Genomic DNA, 23,645 nt, shown 5'->3' with positions numbered 1-23,645 from the left:
GCAGCGCTCGACAACGCCATTTGCCCAACAGGCGTATCGTTGCGCCTTTGCAATATCTGCGCTTTGCGCGGGACAGGAGATCAAGTCGTGACCGCATCACCGGGCGCCCCGCGCACTTGCGCGCCCACCGCCGTTCCGTACATCGAACGCGGCACCCCCGAATTCTGGCGCGCAAGCCTCGCGCTGCTGTTCGCCGGCTACGCCACCTTTTCGCTTCTCTACTGTGTGCAGCCGCTCCTGCCCGCGTTCTCCGAAACCTTCGGCGTGAGCCCCGCGCAAAGCAGCCTCTCGCTCTCGTTCACCACGGCCGCGCTCGCCATCGCGATCTTCGTCGCAGGCTTCATCTCCGAAGGCTGGAGCCGGCGCGGCATGATGACCGCGTCGCTGTGCGCTTCGTCGCTGCTCACGCTCGCCACCGCCTTCGTGCCGCACTGGCACGAGCTGCTCGTGCTGCGCACGCTCCAGGGCATCGCGCTCGGCGGCGTGCCTGCCGTGGCCATGGCCTGGCTCGCCGAGGAAATGCACCCGGACGGCCTCGGCCTTTCGATGGGCCTCTACGTGGGCGGCACGGCGATCGGCGGCATGGCGGGGCGCGTGATCACGGGCATCGCGACCGATCTGTTCGGCTGGCGTGCGGCCGTGGCCGTCATCGGCGTCCTCGGGCTCGCCTCCATGCTCGCGTTCCGCTCGCTCCTGCCGCCCTCGCGCCACTTCGCGCCGAAGAGCGGCCTGGGCTTCGCGCATCATCGCGCTGCGCTGCTACGCCATTTCGCCCAGCCCGGCCTGCCCATGCTGTTCGCCATGGGCTTCGTGCTGATGGGCAGTTTCGTCACGCTCTACAACTACATCGGCTACCGGTTGATCGCGCCGCCTTATCACATGAGCCAGGCGGCCATCGGCGCGATTTTCCTCGTCTACCTGACCGGCGTGGTCGCCTCGCCATGGTCGGGCCGCATGGCCGACACGTTCGGGCGCGGCCGCGTGCTGATCGCCAGCCTCGCGCTGATGCTTGCGGGCGTCGTGCTCACCTTGTTCGCGCCGCTCGCGGCGATTGCGGCGGGCATCGCCTGCCTGACCATCGGTTTCTTCGCGGGGCATGCGGTGGCGAGCGGCTGGATCGGCAGGCTCGCGCGCGAAGCGAAGGGCCAGGCGGCCGCGCTTTACCTGCTCGCCTATTACCTCGGGTCGAGCGTGATGGGTTCGATCGGCGGGCACTTCTGGGCCGGCGCGGGCTGGGGCGGCGTGGCCGGCCTCGTGATCGTGCTGCTGGCCGTGGGGCTCGTACTGGCGCTCACGTTGCGCAGACGCGAGCGCGCCGGAGCGGCCTGAGCCGGGACGCCGCCTGCGCGGCATGCAACGTGCGCATCCTCGCTTTTGTGTGCTGCCCGCCACCGCAATCGAAAGATTTTCGTAATATTCAGACGACTCGGGATTGGCGGCCCGCGCGCCTCGCACCGCGGCGCAACGCCGCCTCTGGCGGGCTTTTGCGGCGTGGCAGGCGCATCACGGGGAACCTCGCGGCGCACGCGCGCGCCGCCGTGCTCGCCGCCCTCACCTATACTCGACTTCAGGCCCGGGGCCGCAACGTCTTGCCATCGGCATGACGACGAGAACGACAACCATTGCGAGCCTTCGTCGCCCATACGATAAGGAGACGAGCATGGAAGGTTATTTCACGATCGGCGATTTCGTGATGATCATCCCGATGGCCCTCGCTGGCGCGCTCTTTCTTGGCGCGGTGCCGTGCGCGACGGAATTCAGACACAACACGCTGCGCGTGATCGGCGCGCTGATCGGCGCACTCGCGGCCGTTGCACTCGTCGAGACGCTGCCGGCGCTGATGTAGCGTACGTTTTTCGCACGCATCATTGGACGCAAGGCGGCTCGCGAAGCGCCGGCGCGCAGTGACGTAGCGGCATCCTCGCGGCTCGAAGTGCCGCGGTTTGCGCGCACGCGCGCCATTCGCTCGTCCCCTCCCTCTCAGCCGGGATCGATGCCCGGCTGCAAGCCCCTGAACTGACGCAACGCAGCGGCCAGATAGCCCGCGCGCGCCGCCGCGCCTGCGGCCGCTTCGGCGTGCGCGAGCGCTGGCAGCGCCGTCCAGGGCAGCGTCGGATGCAGATGATGCTGGCGATGCAGATGGTGATTCATCAGCAGCACGCCCAGCGCGCGCGGCACGCGAAAGTCCCGCGCGCGGCCCGGTTCGTCGAGCGCGACGCCGTAGTGCGGCAGGTTGTCGGCAAGCGAGAGCCATAGTCCGCGCAGGTACATCGCTGCGAGCAGCACGGGCCAGGCCTTGCCGTAGAGGGCGAACGAAACCGCATAAAGGGTGAGCGACGCAAACCAGTCGCGCCGCGCGCGGCGGCGCCTCACGGGATCGGCGGCGTGGTTCGCGAAGAGCCGCTGCACCTGCATGCCTTCGCGACCGTGCGCCCCCACGCCGCGCTCGATGATCGCGCGTGCGAACCGCACAGGCATCAGCGCCAGCAGCGGCAACAGCAATTCGGCGAGGTACAGCCCGCCCATCAGCCGCCCGTAGTACGCCACGCGACGACGCCAGCGCGGCCCATCCGCGTCGTGCATGTCGTGCACATCGGGCCGGTCGAACGGCTCGCGCGTGAAGCGGTGATGCATCAGGTGTCCGAAACGCACGGCGTCGAACGGCATGGCCAGACCGATCGAGAGCGCGCGGGCGAGCCACTCGTTCATGCGCCGGTCGCGCGCCAGTTGTCCGTGTATGCCTTCGTGAATGAGGCCCCAGTGGATCGGCGTGGCAAGCACGACGGGCGCGAGCGTCGCCAGCAGGGCGAGCGTCGGGCCGCCCGCTGCATCCAGCAACAGCGGCAATCCGATGAGTTCGTAGCAGAGCGCCGTGAACGCGAACGCGATCAGCGCGGCGTTCATGCGGGCCGCCGTGGCAGGCTGCGGTGGGCGGGTTGGCCGCCTGGCGGGTTCAGCGTGGATGGCGGACGGGGAAAGCGCTTCGGTTTCGGCGCTCGGGAACTCCATGGTGATTCCTCGCGGCAAAGGCTGCCGCGACGTTAGCAGGGCCACATGACAAGGCGAAGAATGGCGCGCCGTGCGGTCATGGCCGATGTGCGCCGATCGTTCGCACATAAAGAACCGTCTCGCGAGGAGACGGTTCTTTGCTCCGGAAAGCGGGCAGAAGCGGGCCGAAGCGTGCCGCTCAGATGGGCTGATCGGTCGACGGCTTCTCCCACAGGTTCACGCCGCCTTCGGTCGCATAGCGGTCGATCTCCGCGAGTTCTTCCGTCGAGAACGCCAGGTTCTTCAGCGCCGCGACGTTCTCGCGCACCTGCTCCGCGCGGCTTGCGCCGATCAGCGCCGAGGTCACGCGGCCGCCGCGCAGCGTCCAGGCGATCGCCATCTGCGCGAGGCTCTGGCCGCGGCGCTGCGCGAGTTCGTTGAGCTTGCGCACGTGGTCGATGTTCTGCGCGCTCAGGTGCTCGCTCTTGAGCGAGCCGCCGCCCGGGCGGTTCACGCGCGCGTCCTGGGGCACGCCGTTCAGGTACTTGTTCGTCAGCACGCCCTGCGCGAGCGGCGTAAACGCAATGCTGCCCGTGCCCAGGTCCTCGAGCGTGTCGAGCAGTTCTTCCTCGACCCAGCGGTTGAGCATGTTGTACGAGGGCTGGTGAATCAGCAGCGGCACCTTGTATTCGGCGAGGAGCCTCGCCATTTCGCGCGTCTTCGCGGGCGAATACGACGAGATGCCGACATAAAGCGCCTTGCCCTGCTGCACGGCCGTGGCGAGCGCGCCCGCCGTTTCTTCGAGCGGCGTTTCCACGTCGAAGCGGTGCGAATAGAAGATGTCGACGTAGTCGAGACCCATGCGCTGCAGGCTCTGGTCGAGGCTCGCGAGCACGTACTTGCGCGAACCGCCGCCCTGGCCGTACGGACCCGGCCACATGTCCCAGCCCGCCTTCGACGAGATCAGCAGCTCGTCGCGGTACGGACGGAAATCGTCCCTGAAAATGCGCCCGAAGTTGGTTTCGGCACTGCCGTACGGCGGGCCGTAGTTGTTCGCGAGGTCGAAGTGCGTGATGCCGAGATCGAACGCGGTGCGCAGGATCTCGCGCTGGGTCGATATCGGCGTGGTGTCGCCGAAGTTGTGCCACAGACCGAGCGACAGCGCGGGCAGCTTGAGCCCCGACTTGCCGCAAAAGCGGTATTGCATGTCCGAATAGCGTTCTGAGGCTGCTTCGTAAGCCATGGTTTGAATCCTCGGCGAAAACGGGAAGTGAGCGAAGGGATGGGCGCGACGCGCGGTGAAGCGCGCCGCTCGCGTGAGGCAGCTATGTTAGCCAATCCGCCCAAGCCGTGCAGATGCCCACTATGCGGGAAAGGCGATGCAAGGTGCGTAAGCGCGCGTCAGGCTGCAAGAAAAACCGCACCCTGGACGCGCCGCGGCCACTCGCCTACACTGCGGCGTCCATCCTTTGCGAGAGGTTGTTCATGGCCAAAGCGGTTTCGATCGCGCTCATCGCCTGTGGCGTCGTCCTGTTGTACTTCGGCGGCCAGTCGCTCCATTCGTTCGCGAACGACATGTCGCGCCTGTTTACCGGCGCACCCACGGACCGCACGATCCTCCTGATTGGGGGCGGCATCGCCGCGACGCTCGCGGGCATCACCGGGCTCGCGATGTCGGGGCGCCGGCGCTAGGCGCGAGGCACGGCTGCGCCGGCTCAGAACTTCACTTCGGGCTTCGACGCCGAGCGCGTGCCCGGCAGCGGCACGTTGCTCGCGCCGTGATAGGTGTACACGAGCGAAAACTTCACCTGATCGCTCTGGTTCTGCCCCGCCGAATGCAGCGTGTTGCAGTGGAAGAAGACCACATCGCCGGCGGCGAGCGCCGGTGCGACGGCGCGGTCGATCCACGCTTTGTTCTCGGGCAGGTCGGCGCGGAAGAATTTTGCGGCGTCGAACTTGTCCGAGGTGAACGGCGCGTCGTGCGAGCCCGGCACGAACCACAGGCCGCCGTTTTCCATCTTCTCCGGTCCGAGCGCGAGCCAGACCGAAACGAGGTCGTCGCGCTCGAACGACCAGTAGCGCACGTCGCGGTGCCAGCCCGTGAGGCTGCCGTAGTGCGGGTGCTTCGTCATCACGCAGTTATGATGCGCGCGCGACAGGACCGGCTCCTCGCCGAAATACAGCTCCATCCAACCTGCGATTTCCGGCGACGTGGCCCACTCGCGATACAGCGCGTGGCGCGAGTAGGCGTCGAGCAGGCGCCGCACCGTATGGCCGCCGGGAGCGTCCTTCGATTCGGGCGCGCCGGGGTAGCGCAAATCGGCTTCGAATTCGAGCGGTGCGGCAGCGGCCAGCAGCTGCTCCTGCGCAACCCGCTTGATCGCCTCGCAGCGCTCGGGCGAGACGAGCCCCGGCACGACCACGAAGCCGCGCTCGCGCAGCGCCTGCACCTGTTCTTTCTTTGACTGGACTGACATGGGACTTCCGTTATGCGATCTCGATGCGAGCAAGGGCCGCAGCCCGCGTGCATCGCTTCTTCAAACGACGCGGCTGCGGCGTCGGCGCGCGCCGACTCACCGATTGTAAAGCGTGCCGGCACGGCGGGAAGGACCACGCTCTCACACGAGGTGGCTCCATGCGCGCCGGGCGTCGAGCCGCACGCGAATGGCGCGCGCGCACCGCGATGAAGACAAAGGGCAGGATCGTGTGCATCAAAGACGCGCAGGACCGGGTATTAACCGACTTTCTGCGGTCATGATTCGCGTGTAGCCTGTTGCGCATGTTGTTTGACTTCGCCGAACTCTCATCGCACGGGCGGATCGCCGTGAACGCCTTGCCACACAAGGCGCTCCAACAGAAGAATCCGTCGCGTCGCCTCCTGTGCCGCGCCTTGCGGCCCGTCTCCCGTCCACCCGGATCGTGACGCCCTGGAAGACAGGCACGTTTGCTGCTCGACGCAAAGCGTCGCGCAAGGCGCACCTCGAACCCGATTGCTCAACCGCCATGCATACCCTCTTCGATACTCAACGCATGACCCACGCCGCCCACACCGCCCTGAAAGCGGCGCGCCCCGCCCGCCGTCACCTGATACGCGCACTGCGACACCACGCCGCCCGCACCCGCGCGCTCGCGCAACAGGTGCGCGAGACGAAGCCCGTCGACAGCATGCGCACCTGGTTCCACTCGTTCTTCTCCGTGCTGCGCATGCGCTCGGGCTCGCGTCACTTCTCGCTGCGCACGCTGCTCTATCGTCCGAATGCGCCGCTGCGCACGCTCGCCGCGCCCTCCACGGTTCATGTGGCGCGCAGCACGCGCAAGCCGCGCCGTATGGCCGCGAGCAGCACGGGCTGGTTCGGCTTCGCCATGCGCTGATACCCGCGCGACCCGCGCTGCGCGGTCCGCAAAAGTCCGCAGAAAACAAAAAACCCCGCATGGGCTTGCGCCCTGCGGGGTTTTGCTTCGTTTGAGCCGGCGCGAGGCCGGCTTGCGAACGCTTACGCGACGGCTGCAGCCACCGGCTCCGTGCCGGCGGCTTCGGCCAGAGCCAGCGCCTTGTCGGTCGCTTCCCACGAGAATTCCGGCTCTTCGCGGCCGAAGTGGCCGTAAGCGGCGGTCTTTTCGTAGACCGGGCGCAGCAGGTCGAGCATCTGGATGATGCCCTTCGGACGCAGGTCGAAGTGTTCGCGTACGAGCTTCGTGATGGTCGCGTCCGACACCTTGCCGGTGCCGAACGTGTTGACCATGACCGAGGTCGGCTCAGCCACGCCGATGGCGTACGACACCTGGATCAGGCAGCGCGACGCGAGGCCGGCGGCCACGATGTTCTTCGCGACGTAGCGGCCAGCATAGGCTGCCGAGCGGTCCACCTTCGACGGATCCTTGCCCGAGAACGCACCGCCGCCGTGCGGGGCTGCGCCGCCGTACGTATCGACGATGATCTTGCGGCCCGTGAGACCGCAATCGCCCTGCGGGCCGCCGATCACGAAGCGGCCGGTCGGGTTCACGAGGAACTTGATGTCGCCCTTGATGAGGTCGGCCGGCAGCACCGGCTTGATGACCTCTTCGATCACGGCTTCGCGCAGCGTGCCGAGATCGATGTCCGGCGAGTGCTGCGTGGAGAGCACGACGGTGTCGATGGCGTGGGGCTTGCCGTCGACGTAGCGGATCGTGACCTGCGACTTCGCATCCGGACGCAGCCAGGGCAGACGGCCGTCGCGGCGCAGGTTCGACTGACGCTCGACCAGACGGTGCGAGAGGTGGATCGGCAGCGGCATCAGTTCGGGCGTTTCGTCGCATGCATAGCCGAACATCAGGCCCTGGTCGCCGGCGCCCTGGTCGAGGTTGTTGTCGTGCGCGCGGTCGACGCCCTGGGCGATGTCCGGCGACTGCTTGTCGTAAGCGACGAGCACCGCGCAGCCGCGGTAGTCGATGCCGTAGTCGGTGTTGTCGTAGCCGATACGCTTGATCGTGTCGCGCGCGACCTGGATGTAGTCGACGTTGGCCGTCGTGGTGATTTCACCGGCGAGCACGACGAGACCCGTGTTGCACAGCGTTTCCGCTGCAACGCGCGAGTACTTGTCTTGCGTGAGGATGGCGTCGAGGATCGCGTCCGAGATCTGGTCGGCGACCTTGTCCGGATGGCCTTCGGAGACGGATTCGGAGGTGAAGAAATAGTCGTTTGCCACGTGTCAGGCTCCTTGTAGCTGGTGACGGTTGAGTTCACGTAGCCAGCTTCGGGAGCTTTGAAGCGGCGACGCTTTAGCGGAATTGCTGCCCGGTTGCCATGATTCGCGATCGATCGCGTGTCGTTCACGGCCCACCGGCTTCGCCCCGCAAGTTGTCTATTAACTCGGCGAAGCCCTTATTATAGCGACTTCCTTAAATTGTCGCAGAGTCTCCCCCGCGTGCCGTCCATCGCCCCTTCCACAGTTCGCAAGCCCTGCAGCGGAGTTGCCGCATGTTAGGCAAACTCGGCTCCCGTTTCGCCATCGGCTTGCTCAAGCTGTTCGCGATGCTGCCCTATGGCTTCGTCGCGCGTCTGGGCGACGGCCTCGGCTGGCTCCTCTACAAGATCCCGAGCCGGCGCAAGCGCGTCGTTCATACGAATCTGCGCCTGTGCTTCCCCGAGTGGAGCGACGAAAAGCGCGAGGAAGTGGCGGGGCTGCACTTCCGTCACGCCATTCGCAGCTACATGGAGCGCAGCGTGCAATGGTTCGCCTCGGCAAAGAAGCTCGAAAAAATCGTCGAGCTCGACAGCGAGATCGATCTGACCGATCCGAACCTGCCGCCCACGCTCTTTCTCGGCCTGCATTTCGTGGGCATCGAGGCGGGCTCCATGTTCCTGAACTACTCGCTGCACCGGCCGTGCGGCTCGCTCTACCAGCCGTTCTCGAACCCCGAATTCGAAGCTGCGGCGAAGGCGGGACGCAGCCGTTTCGGCGCGGAAATGGTGAGCCGCGCGGACAGCGCGCGCGCCGTGCTGCGGTGGCTGCGCGACAGGAAGCCCGTGATGCTCGGCGCCGACATGGACTACGGCATGCGCAACTCCACGTTCGTGCCCTTCTTCGGCGTGCCGGCGTGCACGCTCACGGCGGTGGGGCGTCTGGCGAAGGTGGGTCATGCGCAGGTTGTACCGTTTATCGGCGAGGTGCTGCCCGATTACAAGGGTTATCGGCTGAAAGTGTTCAAACCTTGGGAAAATTATCCGACCGGCGACGACGATCTCGACGCACGCCGCATGAACGCCTTCCTCGAAGAACAGATTCCGCGCATTCCCGAGCAGTACTACTGGGTCCACAAGCGCTTCAAGACGCGGCCGCCGGGCGAGCCTGGCGTATACAGCTGAGCGTCGCGCACACGACCCGGGCCCGGGTTTTCGCCCGGGCCTCGCTTACAATAGCGGCATGAAACTCAAATTCACCAAGATGCATGGCGCGGGCAACGACTTCGTCGTGCTCGACGGCTACAGCCAGGACCTCGCGCTCACGCCCGAGCGTGTGCGTGCGCTCGCCGACCGCCACTTCGGCATCGGCGCGGACCAGTTGCTGCTGGTCGAGAAGCCGACCGTGGAAGGCGTGGACTTTCGCTACCGCATCTTCAATTGCGACGGCGGCGAGGTCGAGCACTGCGGCAACGGCGCGCGCTGCTTCGTGAAATTCGTGCGCGACCGCAAGCTGACCGATTCGAACCGCGTGCGCGTGCAGGTGCAGAAGGGCACGATCACGCTCGTCGTGCAGGAAAACGGTGAAGTCGTCGTCGACATGGGCCGCCCCGAGTTCGAACCGGCGCTCGTGCCGTTCGACGCGAACGGCCTCGAAGGCCGCCGCGAAGGCAACGACACGCTCTGGCCGCTCGACCTGGGTGGCGAAATGCACGGCGCGCGGCGCTGGGTGTCGGTCGTCTCGATGGGCAATCCACACGCGGTGCAGGTCGTGGACGACGTCGAGGCGTACCCGGTGAAGGCAGAAGGCGCGGCCATCGAAACGCATGCGCGCTTCCCGAACAAGGTGAATGCCGGTTTCATGCAGATCGTTTCGCGCAACGAAGTGAAGCTGCGCGTATTCGAGCGCGGCGCAGGCGAAACGCTCGCGTGCGGCACGGGCGCATGCGCGGCCGTGGCGGCAGGCATTCGCCGCGGGCTGCTCGATACGCCCGTGAAGGTGCATACCCACGGCGGCCTGCTGACCATCGCCTGGGACGGCGCGCGCGACGAATCCACCGCGCTCAGCATGGCGGGCCCGGCCGCCACGGTGTTCGAAGGCGAGATCGAGCTGGCCGGCTAGGCCCTGGCACGTACCATCGGCCTTGTACGGCGCGCGCAACGAGAGAACGTCGCGCCGCACGAATACTCGAAAGCAATCAGCCGCATGACAGACTGCGCGCCGCTGCGCGCGCCTCACAACTACAACGCGTCCACAACATGAACGATCGCGAAGTTGCCGACTATCTGCTCGCCCACCCCGATTTTTTCGTCGAGCACGCCGAACTGCTCGCGACGATCAAGCTGGGCAATCCGCACGGCAAGGCTGCCGTCTCGCTGCAGGAGCGCCAGATGGAAATGCTGCGCGAGAAGAACAAGCATCTCGAGCGCCGCCTCTCCGAGCTGCTGCGCTACGGCCACGAGAACGATTCGATCGCCGCGAAGTTCAACCGCTGGACCACGCGCATGATCGCCGAGCGCGATCCGTACGCGCTGCCGCGCTCGATCACGCAGAACCTGCGCGACGTGTTCGACATGCCGCAGGCGGCGCTGCGCATGTGGGACGTGGCCGAGGCCTACAGCCAGGCCGATTTCGCGCGCCAAACCGGCGAAGAAGTGCGCATCTTCGCGAATAGTCTCGACACGCCGTATTGCGGCGCGAACACCGGCTTCGAGGCCGCGCAATGGCTCGACCCGGCCGACGGCGCCGCCGAATCGGTCGCGATCATCGCGCTGCGCGCACCCGTTGTGGACTCGAACGACGCGCCAGTGGGCGAAGCCTTCGGCCTGCTGGTGATGGGTTCGCCCGACCCGCGCCGCTTCCACGAAGGCATGGCCACCGACTTTCTCACGCAGATCGGTGCACTGGCGAGCGCGGCGCTCTCGCGCCTGCTGCCGCACTGACACACACCCAAGCCGCCCGACGTGAACCCAACCGACCCGATCGCCGACTATCTCGCGATGCTCGAACACGAGCGGCGGCTCTCGGCGCACACGCTGCGCGGCTATACGCATGAGCTCGACGAGCTGAAAAAGCTCGCCGGCGGCAAGCCGCTCGAAGCGATCAGCGCCGCACAAGTGCGAGGCGCGGTGGCGCGCGCGCATGCGGGCGGCCTCTCGGCGCGCTCGATCGCGCACCGGCTTTCGGCCTGGCGCGCCTTCTATCGCTGGCTCGCGGGGCGCATCGAAATGGACGCGAATCCCGTGGCCGCCGTGCGAGCGCCCAAGCGCGCCAAAACGTTGCCGAAGGCGCTTTCCGTCGACGACGCCGCGCATCTCATGGAAGCGCCTGCCGTCGCCGGCACGCAGGAAGGCGGCCCCGAGGCCCTGCGCGACCGCGCGATGCTCGAGCTGTTCTACTCGTCGGGGCTGCGGCTCGCCGAACTCGTGGGACTCGACGTGCGTTACGTCAAGCGCGACGGCTACGAATCGGCGGGCTGGCTCAAGCGCGACGCCGCCGAAGTCGAGGTGCTGGGCAAGGGCAACCGCCACCGCATGGTGCCGGTCGGGCGCAAGGCGCTCGACGCGCTCGACGCCTGGCTTGCCGCCCGCAGCGCCTTCGTCAGGCACGACGACGCCCCGCTCTTTCTCTCCGTGCGCGGCAACCGCATGGCGCCCGGCGTGGTGCGCGAGCGCGTGAAGCGCGCCGCCATCGCGGCGGGCATTCCCGCGAACGTGCACCCGCACGTGCTGCGCCACTCGTTCGCCACGCATCTGCTGCAGTCGAGCGGCGACCTGCGCGCCGTACAGGAACTGCTCGGCCACGCGAGCATTTCGGCCACCCAGGTCTATACGTCGCTCGACTTTCAGCATCTCGCGAAGGTCTACGACACCGCCCATCCGCGCGCCAAGAAGCGCGATTGATACGCCAGGGCGCTCGCGCCACGCTGCGCGGTAGCCGTGCCGCGACCCATCGAACCCATCATGAATATCGTCACCCTCAAGCCGTCCAAAGAAAAATCCCTGCTGCGCCGCCATCCGTGGGTCTACGCGAACGCGATCGACCGCGTGGAAGGCAAGCCCGCGCCGGGCGCGACCGTCATCGTGCGCTCGGCCGACGGCCGCTTTCTCGGGCGCGCCGCCTACAGCCCGCATTCGCAGATCCGCGCGCGCGTGTGGAGCTTCGACGAAAACGAGCCGATCGACCACGCGTTCTTCAAGCGGCGCGTGCAGCGCGCCGCGGCCGACCGCCGCGCGATGGTGAGCAACACGGGCGCGGTGCGCCTCATCTTCGGCGAGGCCGACGGCCTGCCTGGCCTGATCGTCGACTACTACGTCGAAGACGGCGGCGAGGCTGCAAAAAGCGGCCGCGGCCAGCTCGTGTGCCAGTTCATGGCGGCGGGCGTCGAGGCGTGGAAGGAAGCGATCGTCGCCGCGCTCACGTCGGCAACGGGCTGCCCGAACGTGTACGAGCGCTCGGACGTGTCGATCCGCGAGAAGGAAGGGCTCGAACAGACCACCGGTCTGCTCGCCGGCGACGAACCGCCCGCAACGATCATCACGAGCGAAAACGGCGTGCGCTATCACGTGGACGTGCGCAACGGGCACAAGACCGGCTTCTACGTGGATCAGCGCGACAACCGCGCGCTCGTGCAGACGTACGCGCGCGGGCGCGAAGTGCTCAACTGCTTCTGCTACACCGGCGGCTTCTCGCTCGCGGCCATGAAGGGCGGCGCGAAACGCGTGGTGTCGATCGATTCCTCGGGCGAAGCGCTCGCCACGGCGCAGAGGAACGTCGAGGCGAACGGCTTCGACCCCGCGCGCGCCGCCTGGCTCGACGCCGATGCCTTCAAGACGCTGCGCCGCCTCTACGACGAAGGCGAGCGCTTCGATCTCGTGGTGCTCGATCCGCCCAAGTTCGCGGCCTCGCGCGAGCACGTGGACCGCGCCGCGCGCGCCTACAAGGACATCAACCTCACGGGTTTCAAGCTGCTGCGTCCGGGCGGCCTGCTGTTCACGTATTCGTGCTCGGGTGCGATCGATCCGGCGCTGTTCCAGAAGATCGTGGCGGGCGCCGCCGCCGACGCCAGGGTGGATGCGCGTATCCTCAAGCGCCTTGGCGCGGGTGTGGATCACCCGCTGCTCACGGCGTTTCCGGAAGGCGAATATCTGAAGGGCCTGCTGTTGCAAATCGCCTGAGACGGCCTTACTTGAGGCTTTTCGGCGCCACGCCGGAACGTCTTTCGGGCCGGCTGTTCGCGCCCCCGATTGGATCGCGCGGGTCTCGCGGGTCTCGCGGGTCTCGCGGGTCTCGCGGGTCTCGCGGGCCTCGCGCCCGGCCGCCGCAAGCGGGCGCGGCGCAGATATGTTTCAATAGACAGTTATGTTGTAACACTCGAAGGCAGCGACAGCACGAAGCGGCGCGCCTGAACGTACCCCTCGAACACCTACCAGGCAGACAGCATGGCAACCAGCATGATTCCCGTCACCATCCTGACCGGCTTCCTCGGCAGCGGTAAAACCACGCTGCTCAAGCGCATCCTGAACGAGAAGCACGGCATGAAGATCGCCGTGATCGAGAACGAGTTCGGCGAAGAGAACATCGACAACGAGATCCTCGTGCAGGACAGCACCGAGCAGATCATCCAGATGAGCAACGGCTGCATCTGCTGCACGATTCGCGGCGACCTCGCGCGCGTGCTCGGCGACCTCGCGCAGCAAAAGCGCGACGGCAAGCTCGACTTCGACCGCGTGGTGATCGAAACCACCGGCCTCGCGAATCCGGGCCCCGTTGCGCAGACGTTTTTCATGGATAACGAGATCGCCGACGAATTCCTGCTCGACGCGATCATCACGCTCGTGGACGCCAAGCACGGCAACCATCAGCTCGACGAGCACGAAGTGGTGCAGCGCCAGGTGGGTTTCGCCGACCGCCTCTTCATCACGAAGGCCGACCTCGTCGACGAGGAGGAACTCGCCGACCTGCGCCACCGCGTGCTGCACATGAACCCGAAGGCGCAGATCCGCCAGGTCAATTTCGGCGACGCCGACATCAAGGAAGTGTTCGACCTGCGCGGCTTCAATCTGAACGCGAAGCTCGAGATCGACCCCGACTTCCTCGCCGAAGACGATCACGCGCACGATCACGATCACGCGCACGATCACGGCCACGCGCATCACGATCATGACCATGCGCATGACCACGCCGGTTGCGACCACGATCACGGCCAGTGCAACCACGAAGGCCACGATCACGGCCACCACCATCACGCGCACCACGACGACAAGATCAAGTCGTTCGTCTACCGCAGCGACCGTCCGTTCGATCCCAACCGCCTCGAAGACTTCCTTGGCGGCATCCTGCAGATCTACGGCGAGCGCCTCTTGCGCTATAAGGGCGTGCTCTACATGAAGGGCGTGGACCGCAAGGTCGTGTTCCAGGGCGTGCACCAGATGATGGGCAGCGACCTGGCCGCCAAGTGGCTGCCGATCGAGAAGAAGGGCAGCAAGATGGTGTTCATCGGCATCGAGCTGCCGCAGGATCTGATCACCGACGGGCTCGACGCCTGCCTCGCCTGACGGATTTCCACGCTTTTCCCGATACGCCCGGCCCGCTGCCGGGCGTTTCCGTCTGGACATTGCGCGCTGCAGCGCGGCGCGGGGGCAGAATTTGCGGCGTGCGCCAGGACCTCCTTGCGGGTTCGGGCGTCAAATAACGTACCCGACCATCGCTTTTTCACGATTGGCGCGTTATATTTTCTGGATATCGACCGGTTCGCAAAACGGCCTGGCGACAGGCGGGCCGCCGCAGGGATTTCCCGCTTGCGGCGCGAGTTTGCGGTTCGGTTACAATACGGCCCCACTGGAAGAGAGGTGCCCCGCAATCCAGCCGAGGGACGCCCCGCCGGCAGCGCAACGGTCGCAGCGCGCAGTCGGTACGATATATGCCTCAGAAGCATCTGATGACCGGTTTCCAGAGGAGTTCGGCCCCGCAGCGGCGCTTCGGGCGTCACGACAGTTCATCGTCCGTGCCCGCCAGCGCGCATATAACGGCGCGGTGACTGCGCCTGGCAAAGTGGTAAAGGTTGGTATTGGCCACCGCGGCCACTGCGGGCAACACAAAAGTGCAGGCAAGATGTGCCAGTTTTGCCTCACTCATTGAAGAAGCAAGCCAGATGACGACGAAACGACTCTTGACCGAAGCCGAAATCCTGAAGATGAGCGACAAGGATTACATGAACGAGGATCAGCTCGCCTTCTTCAAGAACCGGCTCGAACAGCTGCAGGCGGAAATTCTCCGCAATGCGGGCCAGACCACTGAGAATCTGCGCGAAACCGTGATCGTTCCCGATCCGGCCGACCGCGCGACGATCGAAGAAGAGCATGCGCTCGAGCTGCGTACGCGCGACCGCGAACGCAAGCTGCTCAAGAAGGTGCAGCAATCGCTCGCCCGCATCGATTCCGGCGACTACGGCTGGTGCGAAGAGACGGGCGAGCCGATCGGCATCCCGCGTCTGCTCGCGCGTCCTACCGCCACGCTCTCGCTCGAAGCGCAAGAGCGGCGCGAACTGCGCCAGAAGCTGTTCGGCGATTGAGCTTTTTTCCGGCCGCGAAGCCCTGCTTGCGCGGCTAGCAACTTGCCTTCCCTGTCGAAGCGCACGGAGCACCGTGCGCTTTTTTCTTTTGCGCGCGCCATTTCACCGCTGGCCGCCGAGCCGTTTTCTGCGCCCGCGGCCCTTGATATGTCCTGCGCCGCCCTAAACTGCAATTGATATGCGTTCGCGGCGCGCGAGAGGCGCGCGCGGCGCATCCGGATTCAGGGCGGCGGCGCCCCCGGCGTGCACGGCGCGCGAGCACCGCGGCGCCCACCCGAAGGCGGCAGGCACATCACCTTCGCATCCCACCCGGCATCAACGGTAAAAAGGAAAGCACATGGAGCAATTTCACGGCACGACGATCGTATCCGTGCGGCGCGGCGACAAGGTCGCGCTCGGCGGCGACGGCCAGGTCACCCTCGGCAACATCGTCATGAAGGGTGGCGCGAAGAAGGTCCGGCGCATCTACGGCGGCAAGGTCATGGTCGGCTTCGCCGGCGGCACCGCCGACGCGTTCTCGCTGCTCGACCGCTTCGAAGCCAAGCTCGAAAAGCATCAGGGCAACCTCACGCGCGCCGCCGTCGAACTCGCCAAGGACTGGCGCACCGACCGCATGCTGCGCCGCCTCGAAGCCATGCTGATCGCCGCCGACGCGACCACGACGCTCGTGATCACCGGCAACGGCGACGTGCTCGATCCGGAAGGCGGCATCTGCGCGATCGGTTCGGGCGGCGCCTATGCACAGGCGGCGGCCCGCGCGCTCGTGGAGAACACCGAACTCACGCCGCGCGAGATCGTCGAAAAATCGCTCGAGATCGCAGGCGACATGTGTATCTACACGAATCACAACCGCGTGATCGAAACCATCGAATAACTCGCCAACCGACTGTACAGACGAGAAGGAATCAGGATGAGCACCATGACCCCCGCCGAGATCGTCTCGGAACTCGACAAGCACATCATCGGCCAGGCGAACGCGAAGAAAGCCGTGGCCGTCGCGCTGCGCAACCGCTGGCGCCGCCAGCAGGTCGCCGAGCCGCTGCGCCAGGAAATCACGCCGAAGAACATCCTGATGATCGGGCCGACGGGCGTCGGCAAGACCGAAATCGCGCGGCGTCTCGCCAAGCTCGCGGACGCGCCGTTCATCAAGATCGAAGCGACCAAGTTCACCGAAGTGGGCTACGTGGGCCGCGACGTGGACAGCATCGTGCGCGACCTCATCGAAATCTCGGTGAAGCAGACGCGCGAAACGGAAATGCGCAAGGTGCGCAGCAAGGCGACGGATCAGGCCGAAGACCGCATTCTCGACATCCTGCTGCCGACGGCGCGCCCGGTAGGCTTCGGCTCGTCCGATGCGGCGAGCCACGCCGAAAGCGGCCGGGGTGACAACGACGGCACCACGCGGCAGACCTTCCGCAAGCGCCTGCGCGAAGGCCAGCTCGACGACAAGGAAATCGAGCTGGACGTCGAGCAGCCGCAAGTGGGCATGGACATCATGGGCCCCCCGGGCATGGAAGACATGACCGAGCAGATCCGCTCGATGTTCGCCAATCTCGGCGGCGGCAAGAAAACGCGCCGCAAGGTGAAGGTCAAGGAAGCGCTCAAGCTGCTGACCGACGAGGAAGCCGGCAAGATGCTCAACGACGAAGAGGTCAAGCAAAAGGCCGTGCAGAACGTCGAGCAGAACGGCATCGTGTTCCTCGACGAAATCGACAAGATCGCCTCGCGCAACAACGAGGGCAGCGGTGGCGAAGTTTCGCGTCAGGGCGTGCAGCGCGATCTGCTGCCGCTCGTGGAAGGCACGACCATCAACACGAAATACGGGATGGTCAAGACCGATCACATCCTGTTCATCGCGAGCGGCGCGTTCCATCTCTCGAAGCCGAGCGACCTGATTCCCGAACTGCAGGGCCGTTTCCCGATTCGCGTGGAACTCGATTCGCTCTCCGTGAAGGACTTCGAAGCGATTCTGGTCGCGACCGACGCGAGCCTCGTGAAGCAGTACCAGGCGCTGCTCGCGACCGAGGACGTGCAGCTCGATTTCGCCGAAGACGGGATTCGCCGCCTCGCGGAAATCGCCTTCTCCGTGAACGAGAAGACCGAGAACATCGGCGCGCGCCGTCTTTACACGGTGATCGAAAAGCTGCTGGAAGATGTGTCGTTCGCGGCCGGCAATCACGCGGGCAAGAGCGTGACCATCGACGCCGCCTATGTCGACCGGGCGCTCGGTGAAGTGGCGCAGGACGAAGACCTGTCGCGTTACGTGCTCTAGGCGCGGCGCAGGGTGCGTGGCGCATGAAATAAGGGACCCCACGGGGTCCCTTATCTTTTGCCGCGCCGGACTTGCCTTACTGGCGCACCGGGCGCTTCGCGAGCTTGCGCTGCAGCGTGCGCCGGTGCATGTTGAGCGCGCGCGCCGTGGCCGAGATGTTGCCGTTGTGCTCGGCCAGCACGCGCTGGATGTGCTCCCATTCGAGCCGCGCGACCGAGAGCGGCGCCGGGTGCTCGATGGCCTCTTCGGCCTGCATGGCGCTCGCGTCGCTTTGGAGTGCAGAGAGAATCATCTCGACGTTGGCGGGCTTGGCCAGATAGTTGTCCGCGCCGTCCTTCACGGCTTGCACCGCCGTGGCGATGCTCGCGTAGCCCGTGAGCACGAGCATGCGGGCGTCCGGCTGCAGTTCGCGCAGCGGCGCGATGAGCGAAAGGCCAGAGTCGTTGCCGAGATGCAGGTCCACGGTGATCTGCGAGAACTTCTGCTGGTTGGCGAAGCGAATCGCCTCTTCAGCATTGTGTGCCTGCTTCACCTCGAAGCCGCGCCGCGTGAGGCCGCGCGTGAGGATGTCGGAGAACACTTCGTCGTCGTCGATGACCAGAAAACTCATATCGCTCATGCCTAATTCTCCGTGTTGTTACGCGGCGCCGGGCCGGGTCGGCCCATCACCTGATCCAATCTCCGAACCCGCGGGCGCTGCGCCTTCGCGCGCCGCCGCAGGGTTTGCCTGACCCGCCTTGACCTGCTTCGCCGGCAAGCGCAGCACCGCGCGGGTGCCGCGCGCACGGCGCGTGCGCATGCCGCCCCCGGTTGCGCCGCCAGTCGGCGTCTCGTCCTCTGCGCCGCTCACTTCGCCCGACGCGCTGCCGGGCGGCGTGACGTCGTCGAGCTCGATCGAGCCGCCAAGCCGCGCCGCCGACGAAAACGCCAGATACAGCCCGACGCCGTGACCGCCCTGGGTGCTGTCGACGGGCGCGGCGCCCAGCGATGCGCGCAACGACGACGGGATTCCGGGCCCCGCATCGCTGACTTCGAATTCGACGTAACCGGCCCGCGCGGCCGCATAGGCACGCAGCATCACGAAATCGCGGCTCGCACGCGCGGCGTTGTCGAGCAGGATGGTGAGGATCTGGCCAACGGCGACGGTGTCGTCGAGGGCGAAGTCGCCCGGTCCGTTGTCGACGAGTTCGAACTTCACGTGCGGATGGCGCAGGCGCCATTGCTCGACGAACGGCCCGAGCCATTCGCCCACGAGCTGGCGGGCGCCCGTGGACGACGCGCGGCTCCTCAGCCGTGCGAGCGCCGAAGTGCAAAGCGAGATCTGCCTGTCGAGCAGCTCGAGGTCGGCGGCATACGGTTCGAGGCCCTTGTCCGTACGCGCGACGTCGCGCAGCTCCTCGGTGAGCATGGCGATGGTCGAGAGCGGCGTGCCGATCTCGTGCGCCACGGTGGCGGCCTGCACGCCCAGCGCCACGGCGCGCTCGTCGCGCAGCAGGCGCTGCTGCGCGTCGCCGAGCGCGGTGTCGCGCTGGCGCAGCGCACGCGACATACGCGCGACGAACCACACGATCAGGCACACGCTCACCATGAAGTTCACCCACATGCCCGCGCGGTAGTAGTCGAACAGGTTGGCGGGATTGTCGAGATTGAGCGGCACGTTGTCGAAGCCGAGCAGCACGTAGCAGGCCACCGCGAAGGCCGCGAGCCAGGCGGTGAGATACCACGGCAGCACGGCGGCCGCGATGGCGAGCGAGGGCAGGTAGAGCGAGACGAACGGATTGGTCGTGCCGCCGGAAAGAAAGAGCAGCGCGGAAAGCGCGCCGAGATCGACCCAGAGCTGGCCGAACAGTTCGAGATTCGACTCGGGACGATCCTGCGTGACGCGCAGCCAGGTCACGCCGTTGAACGCCACTTCCATGGCGATCACGAACAGCATGGCGGGCAGCGGCAACTGCACGCCGATGAAGAGCTGCACGAACGCGATCGTGCAGAGCTGGCCAATGATGGCGAGACTGCGCAGCCAGAATAGGTGGCTGAGATTGACGCGAGCACTGACAGTTATGCGATACATGCCGTCAGTTTACCGGTTAAGACTTCTCTGATTCATCATCTTGAAAGGGTTTGGTTCAATCTATGTCATCCGCCGAGCACAATTACCTCGGCGCTTTCTGACAAGCAAGACGGAACAATGCAGGCCTCGCCCCCCGACGTACTCCACACCGTGCGCAATCTCTTTTTCGATTTCATCGACGCCGCCGCTGGGACCGCCGAGGCGGCCGGTGCGTGCGCACACGAATTGCTGGCCGCCACGCGCGCTGCGCTGCGCGGCCTCGACGACGACGCGCTCATGACCATCGCCGCTCGCGCACAGGATAGCGCCATGGCGCAAGAAGCCGTGCGCCTGAGCGCCGCAATCGCCCGGCTCTCGCCGAAGCGGGCCGCCGCGTGGTTCGCCGCGGGCCTCGCGCTGCAGTTTGCAAACCGTCACGCCGAAGCGGTAGAACCTTACCGCCACGCGCTGGGAATCGCGCGGACGTTTCCCAATCTGCGCAACAATCTTGCTACAGCTTTGATGCAGATCAATTTTGGAGACCGTGAGATTCTGCCGCTGCTCGAAGAAACGGTCGCCGAAGCGCCCGACAACGTCAACGCCTGGATCAACCTTGCCCGTGTGTTCCCAACCGACACCGACGCGGCGCGCCCACTCCACGCGAGCCGCCGCGCGCTCGAACTCGCACCGCAAAGCCCGCTCGCCCTGAACAACCATGCGATGGCCTGCAAGGAAGCCCAGCAGTGGGACGAGGCTGAACGCGCGGCGCGCGCCGCCTGCCAGTATGCGCCCAACGACGCATCGCTACGCTTGAACCTGTCGATGATCCAGCTTCTGCGGGGCAACTATGCCGAAGGCTGGCCCGGACACGAGATGCGCTGGCAGGGGTCGAGCGAACTGGCCGCAGGGCGCCCGGTGTTCCCGAAGCCCGAGTGGCGAGGCGAGCCGCTCGCGGGTCGCACATTGCTGGTATGGGGCGAACAGGGCATGGGCGACCTGCTGCAATTCTGCCGCTACGTGCCCATGCTCGCCGGGCGCGTGCATCGCGAAGGCGGCCGGCTCGTCTGGAATTCGTTTCCGCAGATGGGCGCGCTGCTCGCGCGCAGCCTCGGCAGCCATTGCGACCTGTACTGCGCGGGCGGCCCCGTCGAAAACCTGCCGCCCTACGATTGCGAAGTCTCGCTGTTGAGCCTGCCGCTCATATTCGGCGCCGGGGAAGCGACGATCCCGGGCCCCAGGGGTTATCTGAAGGCCGACCCCGTGGCGGCGGCGCGCTGGCGCGAACGCCTTGCGGGCGAAAGGCGCCTGAAGGTCGGGCTCGCGTGGACGGGCAGCCTCACGCACAAACGCAATCCGTTTCGCCGCGTCGGGCTCGAGCGGTATGCCCGGCACTTCGGCGGCATCGAGGGCGTGGCGTTCTATTCGCTGCAGCCCGGCGCGCAGCATGACATTGCCGTAGCGCGCGAAGCGGGCTTCGAAGTGACCGACTTCAGCGGGCAGTGGAAGACCTTCGACGACACCGCCGCGTTCGTCGACGCGCTCGACCTGGTGATTTCCGTGTGCACGTCGAGCGCGCATCTTGCGGGCGCCCTCGGCAAGCGCGCCTGGGTGCTGCTGGACGTGAATCCGCATTGGGTCTGGCTGCTGGATCGCCGCGACAGCCCGTGGTATCCGCATACCCGGCTGTATCGTCAAACGACCTTCAAACAGTGGGAGCCCGTGCTCGACGAGGTGAGCGCCGATTTCGCGGCGCTCGCGCACGGCGCGCCATTCAGGGCATAGCGCGCCTGCCCTTGTGCGCGGCTCCCGCTGCCGGAGCCGCCGCCGCCGCGAGGCATTCGGGGCAAAGGCAGCGCCCGCGCGGGTCCAGCTCGCTCGCGGGCAGCGCGGGCAGCGACTTGCACCAGCAATCGAACGGTTCGGTATTCCTGCCGCAATCGAAGCTATTGCCGCAGCGCGGGCAACGGGCGCTTTTCATGCCGGTGGCGGGCACGGCGGAGGCGGTCATGGCGCGCACTCCTCTCGAAGCCATGGGTTGGCGACAGGAAGATGATGCCACAGCCGGCGCGCGCGTCCTGAGCCCCGCTTTTCACGCCCGCCATCCCCGCCATTCCCCGCCGGTTTCGTCCCGTTTCTCACCCCGTTTCTCACCCCGTTTCGCGGCGCTGCCGAGGCACTCGCGCCGGTGTTGCGCATGGGCCTCGCCGAGCCTGAAATGCGCGTCGTTTTCCCCGCCGTTTTCCCTGCTGCACCGCGCCAGTCCTGTACAATCCGGCCTGTTTCGACCGTTTTGCGGCCGCGCTTTTCGTCCGCGGATCTTCGTCCGCGAGTTTCGTCCGTTTTTCGTCCAGTCTCCGCCGCCATGTCCGAGCCCATCGACCTTTCGCAGATCGCCCCCACCCTGAAAGCCGAAATCCTGGCCGAAGCGCTGCCCTATATTCGCCAGTATCACGGCAAGACCGTCGTCATCAAGTACGGCGGCAACGCCATGACCGAAGAGCGGCTCAAGCAGGGCTTCGCGCGCGACGTCATCCTGCTCAAGCTCGTGGGCATCAATCCGGTCATCGTGCACGGCGGCGGCCCGCAGATCGACACGGCGCTCAAGAAGATCGGCAAGCAAGGCACGTTCATCCAGGGCATGCGCGTGACCGACGAAGAAACCATGGAAGTCGTCGAGTGGGTGCTCGGCGGCGAGGTGCAGCAGGACATCGTCACGCTCATCAACCACTTCGGCGGTCACGCGGTCGGCCTGACCGGCAAGGACGGCGGCCTGATCCACGCCCGCAAGCTGATGATGCCGGACCGCGACAACCCCGGTCAGTACATCGACATCGGCCAGGTGGGCGAAGTCGAGGCAATCAACCCGGCGGTCGTGAAGGCGCTCCAGGACGACGCGTTCATTCCGGTGATCTCGCCGATCGGCTTCGGCGAAGACGGCCTCTCGTACAACATCAACGCCGACCTCGTGGCGGGCAAGCTCGCCGTGGTGCTCAATGCCGAAAAGCTCGTGATGATGACGAACATCCCGGGCGTGATGGACAAGGCGGGCAATCTGCTCACCGACCTCTCGGCGCGCGAGATCGATGCCCTCTTCGAAGACGGCACGATCTCGGGCGGCATGCTGCCGAAGATTTCGTCGGCGCTCGACGCGGCCAAGAGCGGCGTGCGCTCGGTGCACATCATCGACGGCCGCATCGAGCACTCCGTGCTGCTGGAAATCCTGACCGAGCAGCCGTTCGGCACGATGATCCGCTCGCATTAAGCCCCGTCCTCCCGGCGGCGGCGCGGTGCCGCCGCCGTGTCCCACGTCCGCGATGACCGACTCCAGCCTTCATGCCAGGCGTGCCCGGCACCGGCCGCGCCGCGTCGCCCGCGCAGCGGGCAGCCCGGTCTGGCTTTTCGACCTCGACAACACGCTGCACAATGCGTCGCGTGCGATCTTTCCGGCCATCAATGCCGGCATGACGCAGTACATCGTCGATGCGCTCGGCGTGAGCCGCGACGAAGCCAATCACCTGCGCACGAGCTACACGCGCCGCTACGGCGCGACGCTGCTCGGCCTCACGCGCCACCATCCGATCGACCCGCACGACTTCCTGAAGGTCGTGCACACCTTCGACGACCTGCACGGCATGCTGCATGCCGAGCGCGGTCTCGCCCGCACGCTCGCCGCGCTGCCCGGGCGCAAGATCGTTCTCACCAACGGCCCCGAGGACTACGCGCACGCGGTGCTCGCGGCGCTCGGCATCGAGCGGCGCTTCGAACGCGTGATCGCCATCGAAGGCATGCGCTCGCGCAGCCACTGGCGCGCCAAGCCCGACTGCGCGATGCTGCGCGGCACGCTTCGCCGGGCGGGCGTGGCGCTCGCCGATGCGATCCTGATCGAAGACACGCGCAGCCATCTCAAGCGCTACCGGCGCCTCGGCATCCGCACCGTCTGGATCACCGGGCATTTGCCTGCGCACCTGCCGGGCACCGGCAAGCCTCACTATGTCGATCGTCGCATTCGTTCGCTAAAATCCCTGAAACCAGGCCTGCAGTCGGGACGCTCGAGGTAAAACGGGGGAGCGCACACCCAGAGGCCAACGCCAGGGACGATAT

The 23,645-nt window shown here is 66.3% G+C and carries 23 protein-coding genes; 16 read left to right on the top strand and 7 right to left on the bottom strand.

Going from position 1 to position 23,645, the window contains the following annotated elements; translation table 11 throughout:
• Window positions 1-87 precede the first annotated feature (87 nt).
• Together C7411_RS03305 and C7411_RS03300 are read left to right on the top strand one after the other, a co-directional pair.
• Window positions 88-1,329, top strand: coding sequence for an MFS transporter (locus tag C7411_RS03305; RefSeq protein WP_243413027.1), 1,242 nt, complete (start codon window positions 88-90; stop codon window positions 1,327-1,329).
• 331 nt (window positions 1,330-1,660) lie between these two features.
• Window positions 1,661-1,846 carry a hypothetical protein gene (locus C7411_RS03300; RefSeq protein ID WP_042265480.1) on the top strand — a complete coding sequence of 62 codons (186 nt, stop codon included), beginning with the start codon at window positions 1,661-1,663 and terminating at the stop codon, window positions 1,844-1,846.
• A gap of 134 nt (window positions 1,847-1,980) precedes the next feature.
• Here the strand turns inward: C7411_RS03300 and C7411_RS03295 are convergent, their stop codons facing one another.
• Both C7411_RS03295 and mgrA read right to left on the bottom strand, forming a co-directional pair.
• The gene (locus C7411_RS03295; RefSeq protein ID WP_243413026.1) at window positions 1,981-3,009 is read right to left on the bottom strand and encodes a fatty acid desaturase family protein; all 1,029 of its coding nucleotides are present in this window, start codon (window positions 3,007-3,009) and stop codon (window positions 1,981-1,983) included.
• Window positions 3,010-3,187: 178 nt separating this feature from the next.
• A complete protein-coding gene (mgrA, locus tag C7411_RS03290) occupies window positions 3,188-4,231 on the bottom strand; it encodes an L-glyceraldehyde 3-phosphate reductase (protein ID WP_110383147.1) in 1,044 nt (347 codons plus the stop codon).
• 242 nt (window positions 4,232-4,473) lie between these two features.
• Between mgrA and C7411_RS03285 the strand changes: the two genes are divergently transcribed.
• Window positions 4,474-4,680, top strand: coding sequence for a DUF3185 family protein (locus C7411_RS03285; RefSeq protein WP_042265473.1), 207 nt, complete (start codon window positions 4,474-4,476; stop codon window positions 4,678-4,680).
• A gap of 23 nt (window positions 4,681-4,703) precedes the next feature.
• On the opposite strand, the gene C7411_RS03280 is transcribed toward C7411_RS03285, so the two are convergent.
• Window positions 4,704-5,465, bottom strand: coding sequence for a phytanoyl-CoA dioxygenase family protein (locus tag C7411_RS03280; RefSeq protein WP_110383148.1), 762 nt, complete (start codon window positions 5,463-5,465; stop codon window positions 4,704-4,706).
• A 526-nt stretch (window positions 5,466-5,991) separates the two neighbouring features.
• Here C7411_RS03280 and C7411_RS03275 point away from each other — a divergent pair.
• On the top strand, window positions 5,992-6,360 hold the full coding sequence (locus tag C7411_RS03275) for a hypothetical protein (protein ID WP_110383149.1): 369 nt from the start codon (window positions 5,992-5,994) through the stop codon (window positions 6,358-6,360).
• A 122-nt stretch (window positions 6,361-6,482) separates the two neighbouring features.
• Here the strand turns inward: C7411_RS03275 and metK are convergent, their stop codons facing one another.
• Window positions 6,483-7,673: a methionine adenosyltransferase gene (metK, locus tag C7411_RS03270; RefSeq protein ID WP_110383150.1), complete on the bottom strand. Its 1,191-nt coding sequence runs from the start codon at window positions 7,671-7,673 to the stop codon at window positions 6,483-6,485.
• A 272-nt stretch (window positions 7,674-7,945) separates the two neighbouring features.
• Between metK and C7411_RS03265 the strand changes: the two genes are divergently transcribed.
• The 9 genes from C7411_RS03265 (at window position 7,946) to hslU (ending at window position 17,494) form a co-directional block, all read left to right on the top strand.
• Window positions 7,946-8,833 (top strand): lipid A biosynthesis lauroyl acyltransferase, encoded by an 888-nt coding sequence (locus tag C7411_RS03265; RefSeq protein WP_110383151.1) that lies wholly within the window; start codon window positions 7,946-7,948, stop codon window positions 8,831-8,833.
• A 58-nt stretch (window positions 8,834-8,891) separates the two neighbouring features.
• Entirely contained in the window at window positions 8,892-9,770 is an 879-nt protein-coding gene (gene dapF / locus C7411_RS03260) for a diaminopimelate epimerase (protein ID WP_110383152.1), read from the top strand.
• Window positions 9,771-9,907: 137 nt separating this feature from the next.
• On the top strand, window positions 9,908-10,591 hold the full coding sequence (locus C7411_RS03255; RefSeq protein ID WP_110383153.1) for a DUF484 family protein: 684 nt from the start codon (window positions 9,908-9,910) through the stop codon (window positions 10,589-10,591).
• A 57-nt stretch (window positions 10,592-10,648) separates the two neighbouring features.
• Window positions 10,649-11,551, top strand: a complete 903-nt coding sequence (xerC, locus tag C7411_RS03250; RefSeq protein ID WP_221206566.1) for a tyrosine recombinase XerC — start codon at window positions 10,649-10,651, stop codon at window positions 11,549-11,551.
• A gap of 60 nt (window positions 11,552-11,611) precedes the next feature.
• A complete protein-coding gene (locus C7411_RS03245; RefSeq protein WP_110383155.1) occupies window positions 11,612-12,826 on the top strand; it encodes a class I SAM-dependent rRNA methyltransferase in 1,215 nt (404 codons plus the stop codon).
• 276 nt (window positions 12,827-13,102) lie between these two features.
• A complete protein-coding gene (locus C7411_RS03235; RefSeq protein WP_181431309.1) occupies window positions 13,103-14,206 on the top strand; it encodes a CobW family GTP-binding protein in 1,104 nt (367 codons plus the stop codon).
• Between the two features lie 596 nt (window positions 14,207-14,802).
• The gene (dksA, locus tag C7411_RS03230) at window positions 14,803-15,222 is read left to right on the top strand and encodes an RNA polymerase-binding protein DksA (RefSeq protein WP_028203189.1); all 420 of its coding nucleotides are present in this window, start codon (window positions 14,803-14,805) and stop codon (window positions 15,220-15,222) included.
• 337 nt (window positions 15,223-15,559) lie between these two features.
• Window positions 15,560-16,096 (top strand): ATP-dependent protease subunit HslV, encoded by a 537-nt coding sequence (gene hslV, locus C7411_RS03225; RefSeq protein ID WP_110383158.1) that lies wholly within the window; start codon window positions 15,560-15,562, stop codon window positions 16,094-16,096.
• A 36-nt stretch (window positions 16,097-16,132) separates the two neighbouring features.
• On the top strand, window positions 16,133-17,494 hold the full coding sequence (gene hslU, locus C7411_RS03220; protein ID WP_110383159.1) for an ATP-dependent protease ATPase subunit HslU: 1,362 nt from the start codon (window positions 16,133-16,135) through the stop codon (window positions 17,492-17,494).
• Window positions 17,495-17,570: 76 nt separating this feature from the next.
• Here hslU and C7411_RS03215 read toward each other — a convergent pair whose 3' ends face one another.
• Window positions 17,571-18,113: a response regulator transcription factor gene (locus C7411_RS03215; RefSeq protein ID WP_028203192.1), complete on the bottom strand. Its 543-nt coding sequence runs from the start codon at window positions 18,111-18,113 to the stop codon at window positions 17,571-17,573.
• An 18-nt stretch (window positions 18,114-18,131) separates the two neighbouring features.
• Window positions 18,132-19,565 (bottom strand): ATP-binding protein, encoded by a 1,434-nt coding sequence (locus C7411_RS03210; RefSeq protein WP_110383160.1) that lies wholly within the window; start codon window positions 19,563-19,565, stop codon window positions 18,132-18,134.
• 117 nt (window positions 19,566-19,682) lie between these two features.
• Here C7411_RS03210 and C7411_RS03205 point away from each other — a divergent pair, with 117 nt between their 5' ends.
• A complete protein-coding gene (locus C7411_RS03205) occupies window positions 19,683-21,326 on the top strand; it encodes a hypothetical protein (protein ID WP_110383161.1) in 1,644 nt (547 codons plus the stop codon).
• On the opposite strand, the gene C7411_RS03200 is transcribed toward C7411_RS03205, so the two are convergent.
• Window positions 21,316-21,552 carry a cysteine-rich CWC family protein gene (locus C7411_RS03200; RefSeq protein ID WP_110383162.1) on the bottom strand — a complete coding sequence of 79 codons (237 nt, stop codon included), beginning with the start codon at window positions 21,550-21,552 and terminating at the stop codon, window positions 21,316-21,318. The two genes, C7411_RS03205 and C7411_RS03200, sit on opposite strands and share 11 nt — an antisense overlap.
• 354 nt (window positions 21,553-21,906) lie before the next feature.
• Here C7411_RS03200 and argB point away from each other — a divergent pair, with 354 nt between their 5' ends.
• Together argB and C7411_RS03190 are read left to right on the top strand one after the other, a co-directional pair.
• Complete coding sequence (gene argB, locus C7411_RS03195) at window positions 21,907-22,806, top strand: acetylglutamate kinase (protein ID WP_028203194.1); 900 nt, start codon at window positions 21,907-21,909, stop codon at window positions 22,804-22,806.
• Between the two features lie 52 nt (window positions 22,807-22,858).
• Window positions 22,859-23,602 (top strand): pyrimidine 5'-nucleotidase, encoded by a 744-nt coding sequence (locus tag C7411_RS03190; RefSeq protein WP_110383163.1) that lies wholly within the window; start codon window positions 22,859-22,861, stop codon window positions 23,600-23,602.
• Window positions 23,603-23,645: the final 43 nt, after the last annotated feature.

Source organism: Paraburkholderia silvatlantica (assembly GCF_003096715.1).
GTDB classification, from domain to species: Bacteria; Pseudomonadota; Gammaproteobacteria; order Burkholderiales; family Burkholderiaceae; genus Paraburkholderia; species Paraburkholderia silvatlantica.
The sequence above is the reverse complement of the archived record's forward strand: the minus strand, read 5'-3'. Positions and strand labels throughout refer to the sequence as shown.

Excerpts from the sequence above, each read along its gene's own strand:
- C7411_RS03295 (WP_243413026.1), bottom strand. The coding sequence starts at position 3,009 with ATGGAGTTCCCGAGCGCCGAAACCGAAGCGCTTTCCCCGTCCGCCATC.
- hslV (WP_110383158.1), top strand. The coding sequence starts at position 15,560 with ATGGAGCAATTTCACGGCACGACGATCGTATCCGTGCGGCGCGGCGAC.
- C7411_RS03275 (WP_110383149.1), top strand. The coding sequence starts at position 5,992 with ATGCATACCCTCTTCGATACTCAACGCATGACCCACGCCGCCCACACC.
- argB (WP_028203194.1), top strand. The coding sequence starts at position 21,907 with ATGTCCGAGCCCATCGACCTTTCGCAGATCGCCCCCACCCTGAAAGCC.
- C7411_RS03235 (WP_181431309.1), top strand. The coding sequence starts at position 13,103 with ATGATTCCCGTCACCATCCTGACCGGCTTCCTCGGCAGCGGTAAAACC.
- hslU (WP_110383159.1), top strand. The coding sequence starts at position 16,133 with ATGAGCACCATGACCCCCGCCGAGATCGTCTCGGAACTCGACAAGCAC.
- C7411_RS03205 (WP_110383161.1), top strand. The coding sequence starts at position 19,683 with ATGCAGGCCTCGCCCCCCGACGTACTCCACACCGTGCGCAATCTCTTT.
- C7411_RS03190 (WP_110383163.1), top strand. The coding sequence starts at position 22,859 with ATGACCGACTCCAGCCTTCATGCCAGGCGTGCCCGGCACCGGCCGCGC.
- mgrA (WP_110383147.1), bottom strand. The coding sequence starts at position 4,231 with ATGGCTTACGAAGCAGCCTCAGAACGCTATTCGGACATGCAATACCGC.
- dksA (WP_028203189.1), top strand. The coding sequence starts at position 14,803 with ATGACGACGAAACGACTCTTGACCGAAGCCGAAATCCTGAAGATGAGC.
- C7411_RS03210 (WP_110383160.1), bottom strand. The coding sequence starts at position 19,565 with ATGTATCGCATAACTGTCAGTGCTCGCGTCAATCTCAGCCACCTATTC.
- xerC (WP_221206566.1), top strand. The coding sequence starts at position 10,649 with ATGCTCGAACACGAGCGGCGGCTCTCGGCGCACACGCTGCGCGGCTAT.
- C7411_RS03280 (WP_110383148.1), bottom strand. The coding sequence starts at position 5,465 with ATGTCAGTCCAGTCAAAGAAAGAACAGGTGCAGGCGCTGCGCGAGCGC.
- C7411_RS03245 (WP_110383155.1), top strand. The coding sequence starts at position 11,612 with ATGAATATCGTCACCCTCAAGCCGTCCAAAGAAAAATCCCTGCTGCGC.
- C7411_RS03215 (WP_028203192.1), bottom strand. The coding sequence starts at position 18,113 with ATGAGCGATATGAGTTTTCTGGTCATCGACGACGACGAAGTGTTCTCC.
- C7411_RS03200 (WP_110383162.1), bottom strand. The coding sequence starts at position 21,552 with ATGACCGCCTCCGCCGTGCCCGCCACCGGCATGAAAAGCGCCCGTTGC.
- dapF (WP_110383152.1), top strand. The coding sequence starts at position 8,892 with ATGAAACTCAAATTCACCAAGATGCATGGCGCGGGCAACGACTTCGTC.
- C7411_RS03285 (WP_042265473.1), top strand. The coding sequence starts at position 4,474 with ATGGCCAAAGCGGTTTCGATCGCGCTCATCGCCTGTGGCGTCGTCCTG.
- C7411_RS03255 (WP_110383153.1), top strand. The coding sequence starts at position 9,908 with ATGAACGATCGCGAAGTTGCCGACTATCTGCTCGCCCACCCCGATTTT.
- C7411_RS03300 (WP_042265480.1), top strand. The coding sequence starts at position 1,661 with ATGGAAGGTTATTTCACGATCGGCGATTTCGTGATGATCATCCCGATG.
- C7411_RS03265 (WP_110383151.1), top strand. The coding sequence starts at position 7,946 with ATGTTAGGCAAACTCGGCTCCCGTTTCGCCATCGGCTTGCTCAAGCTG.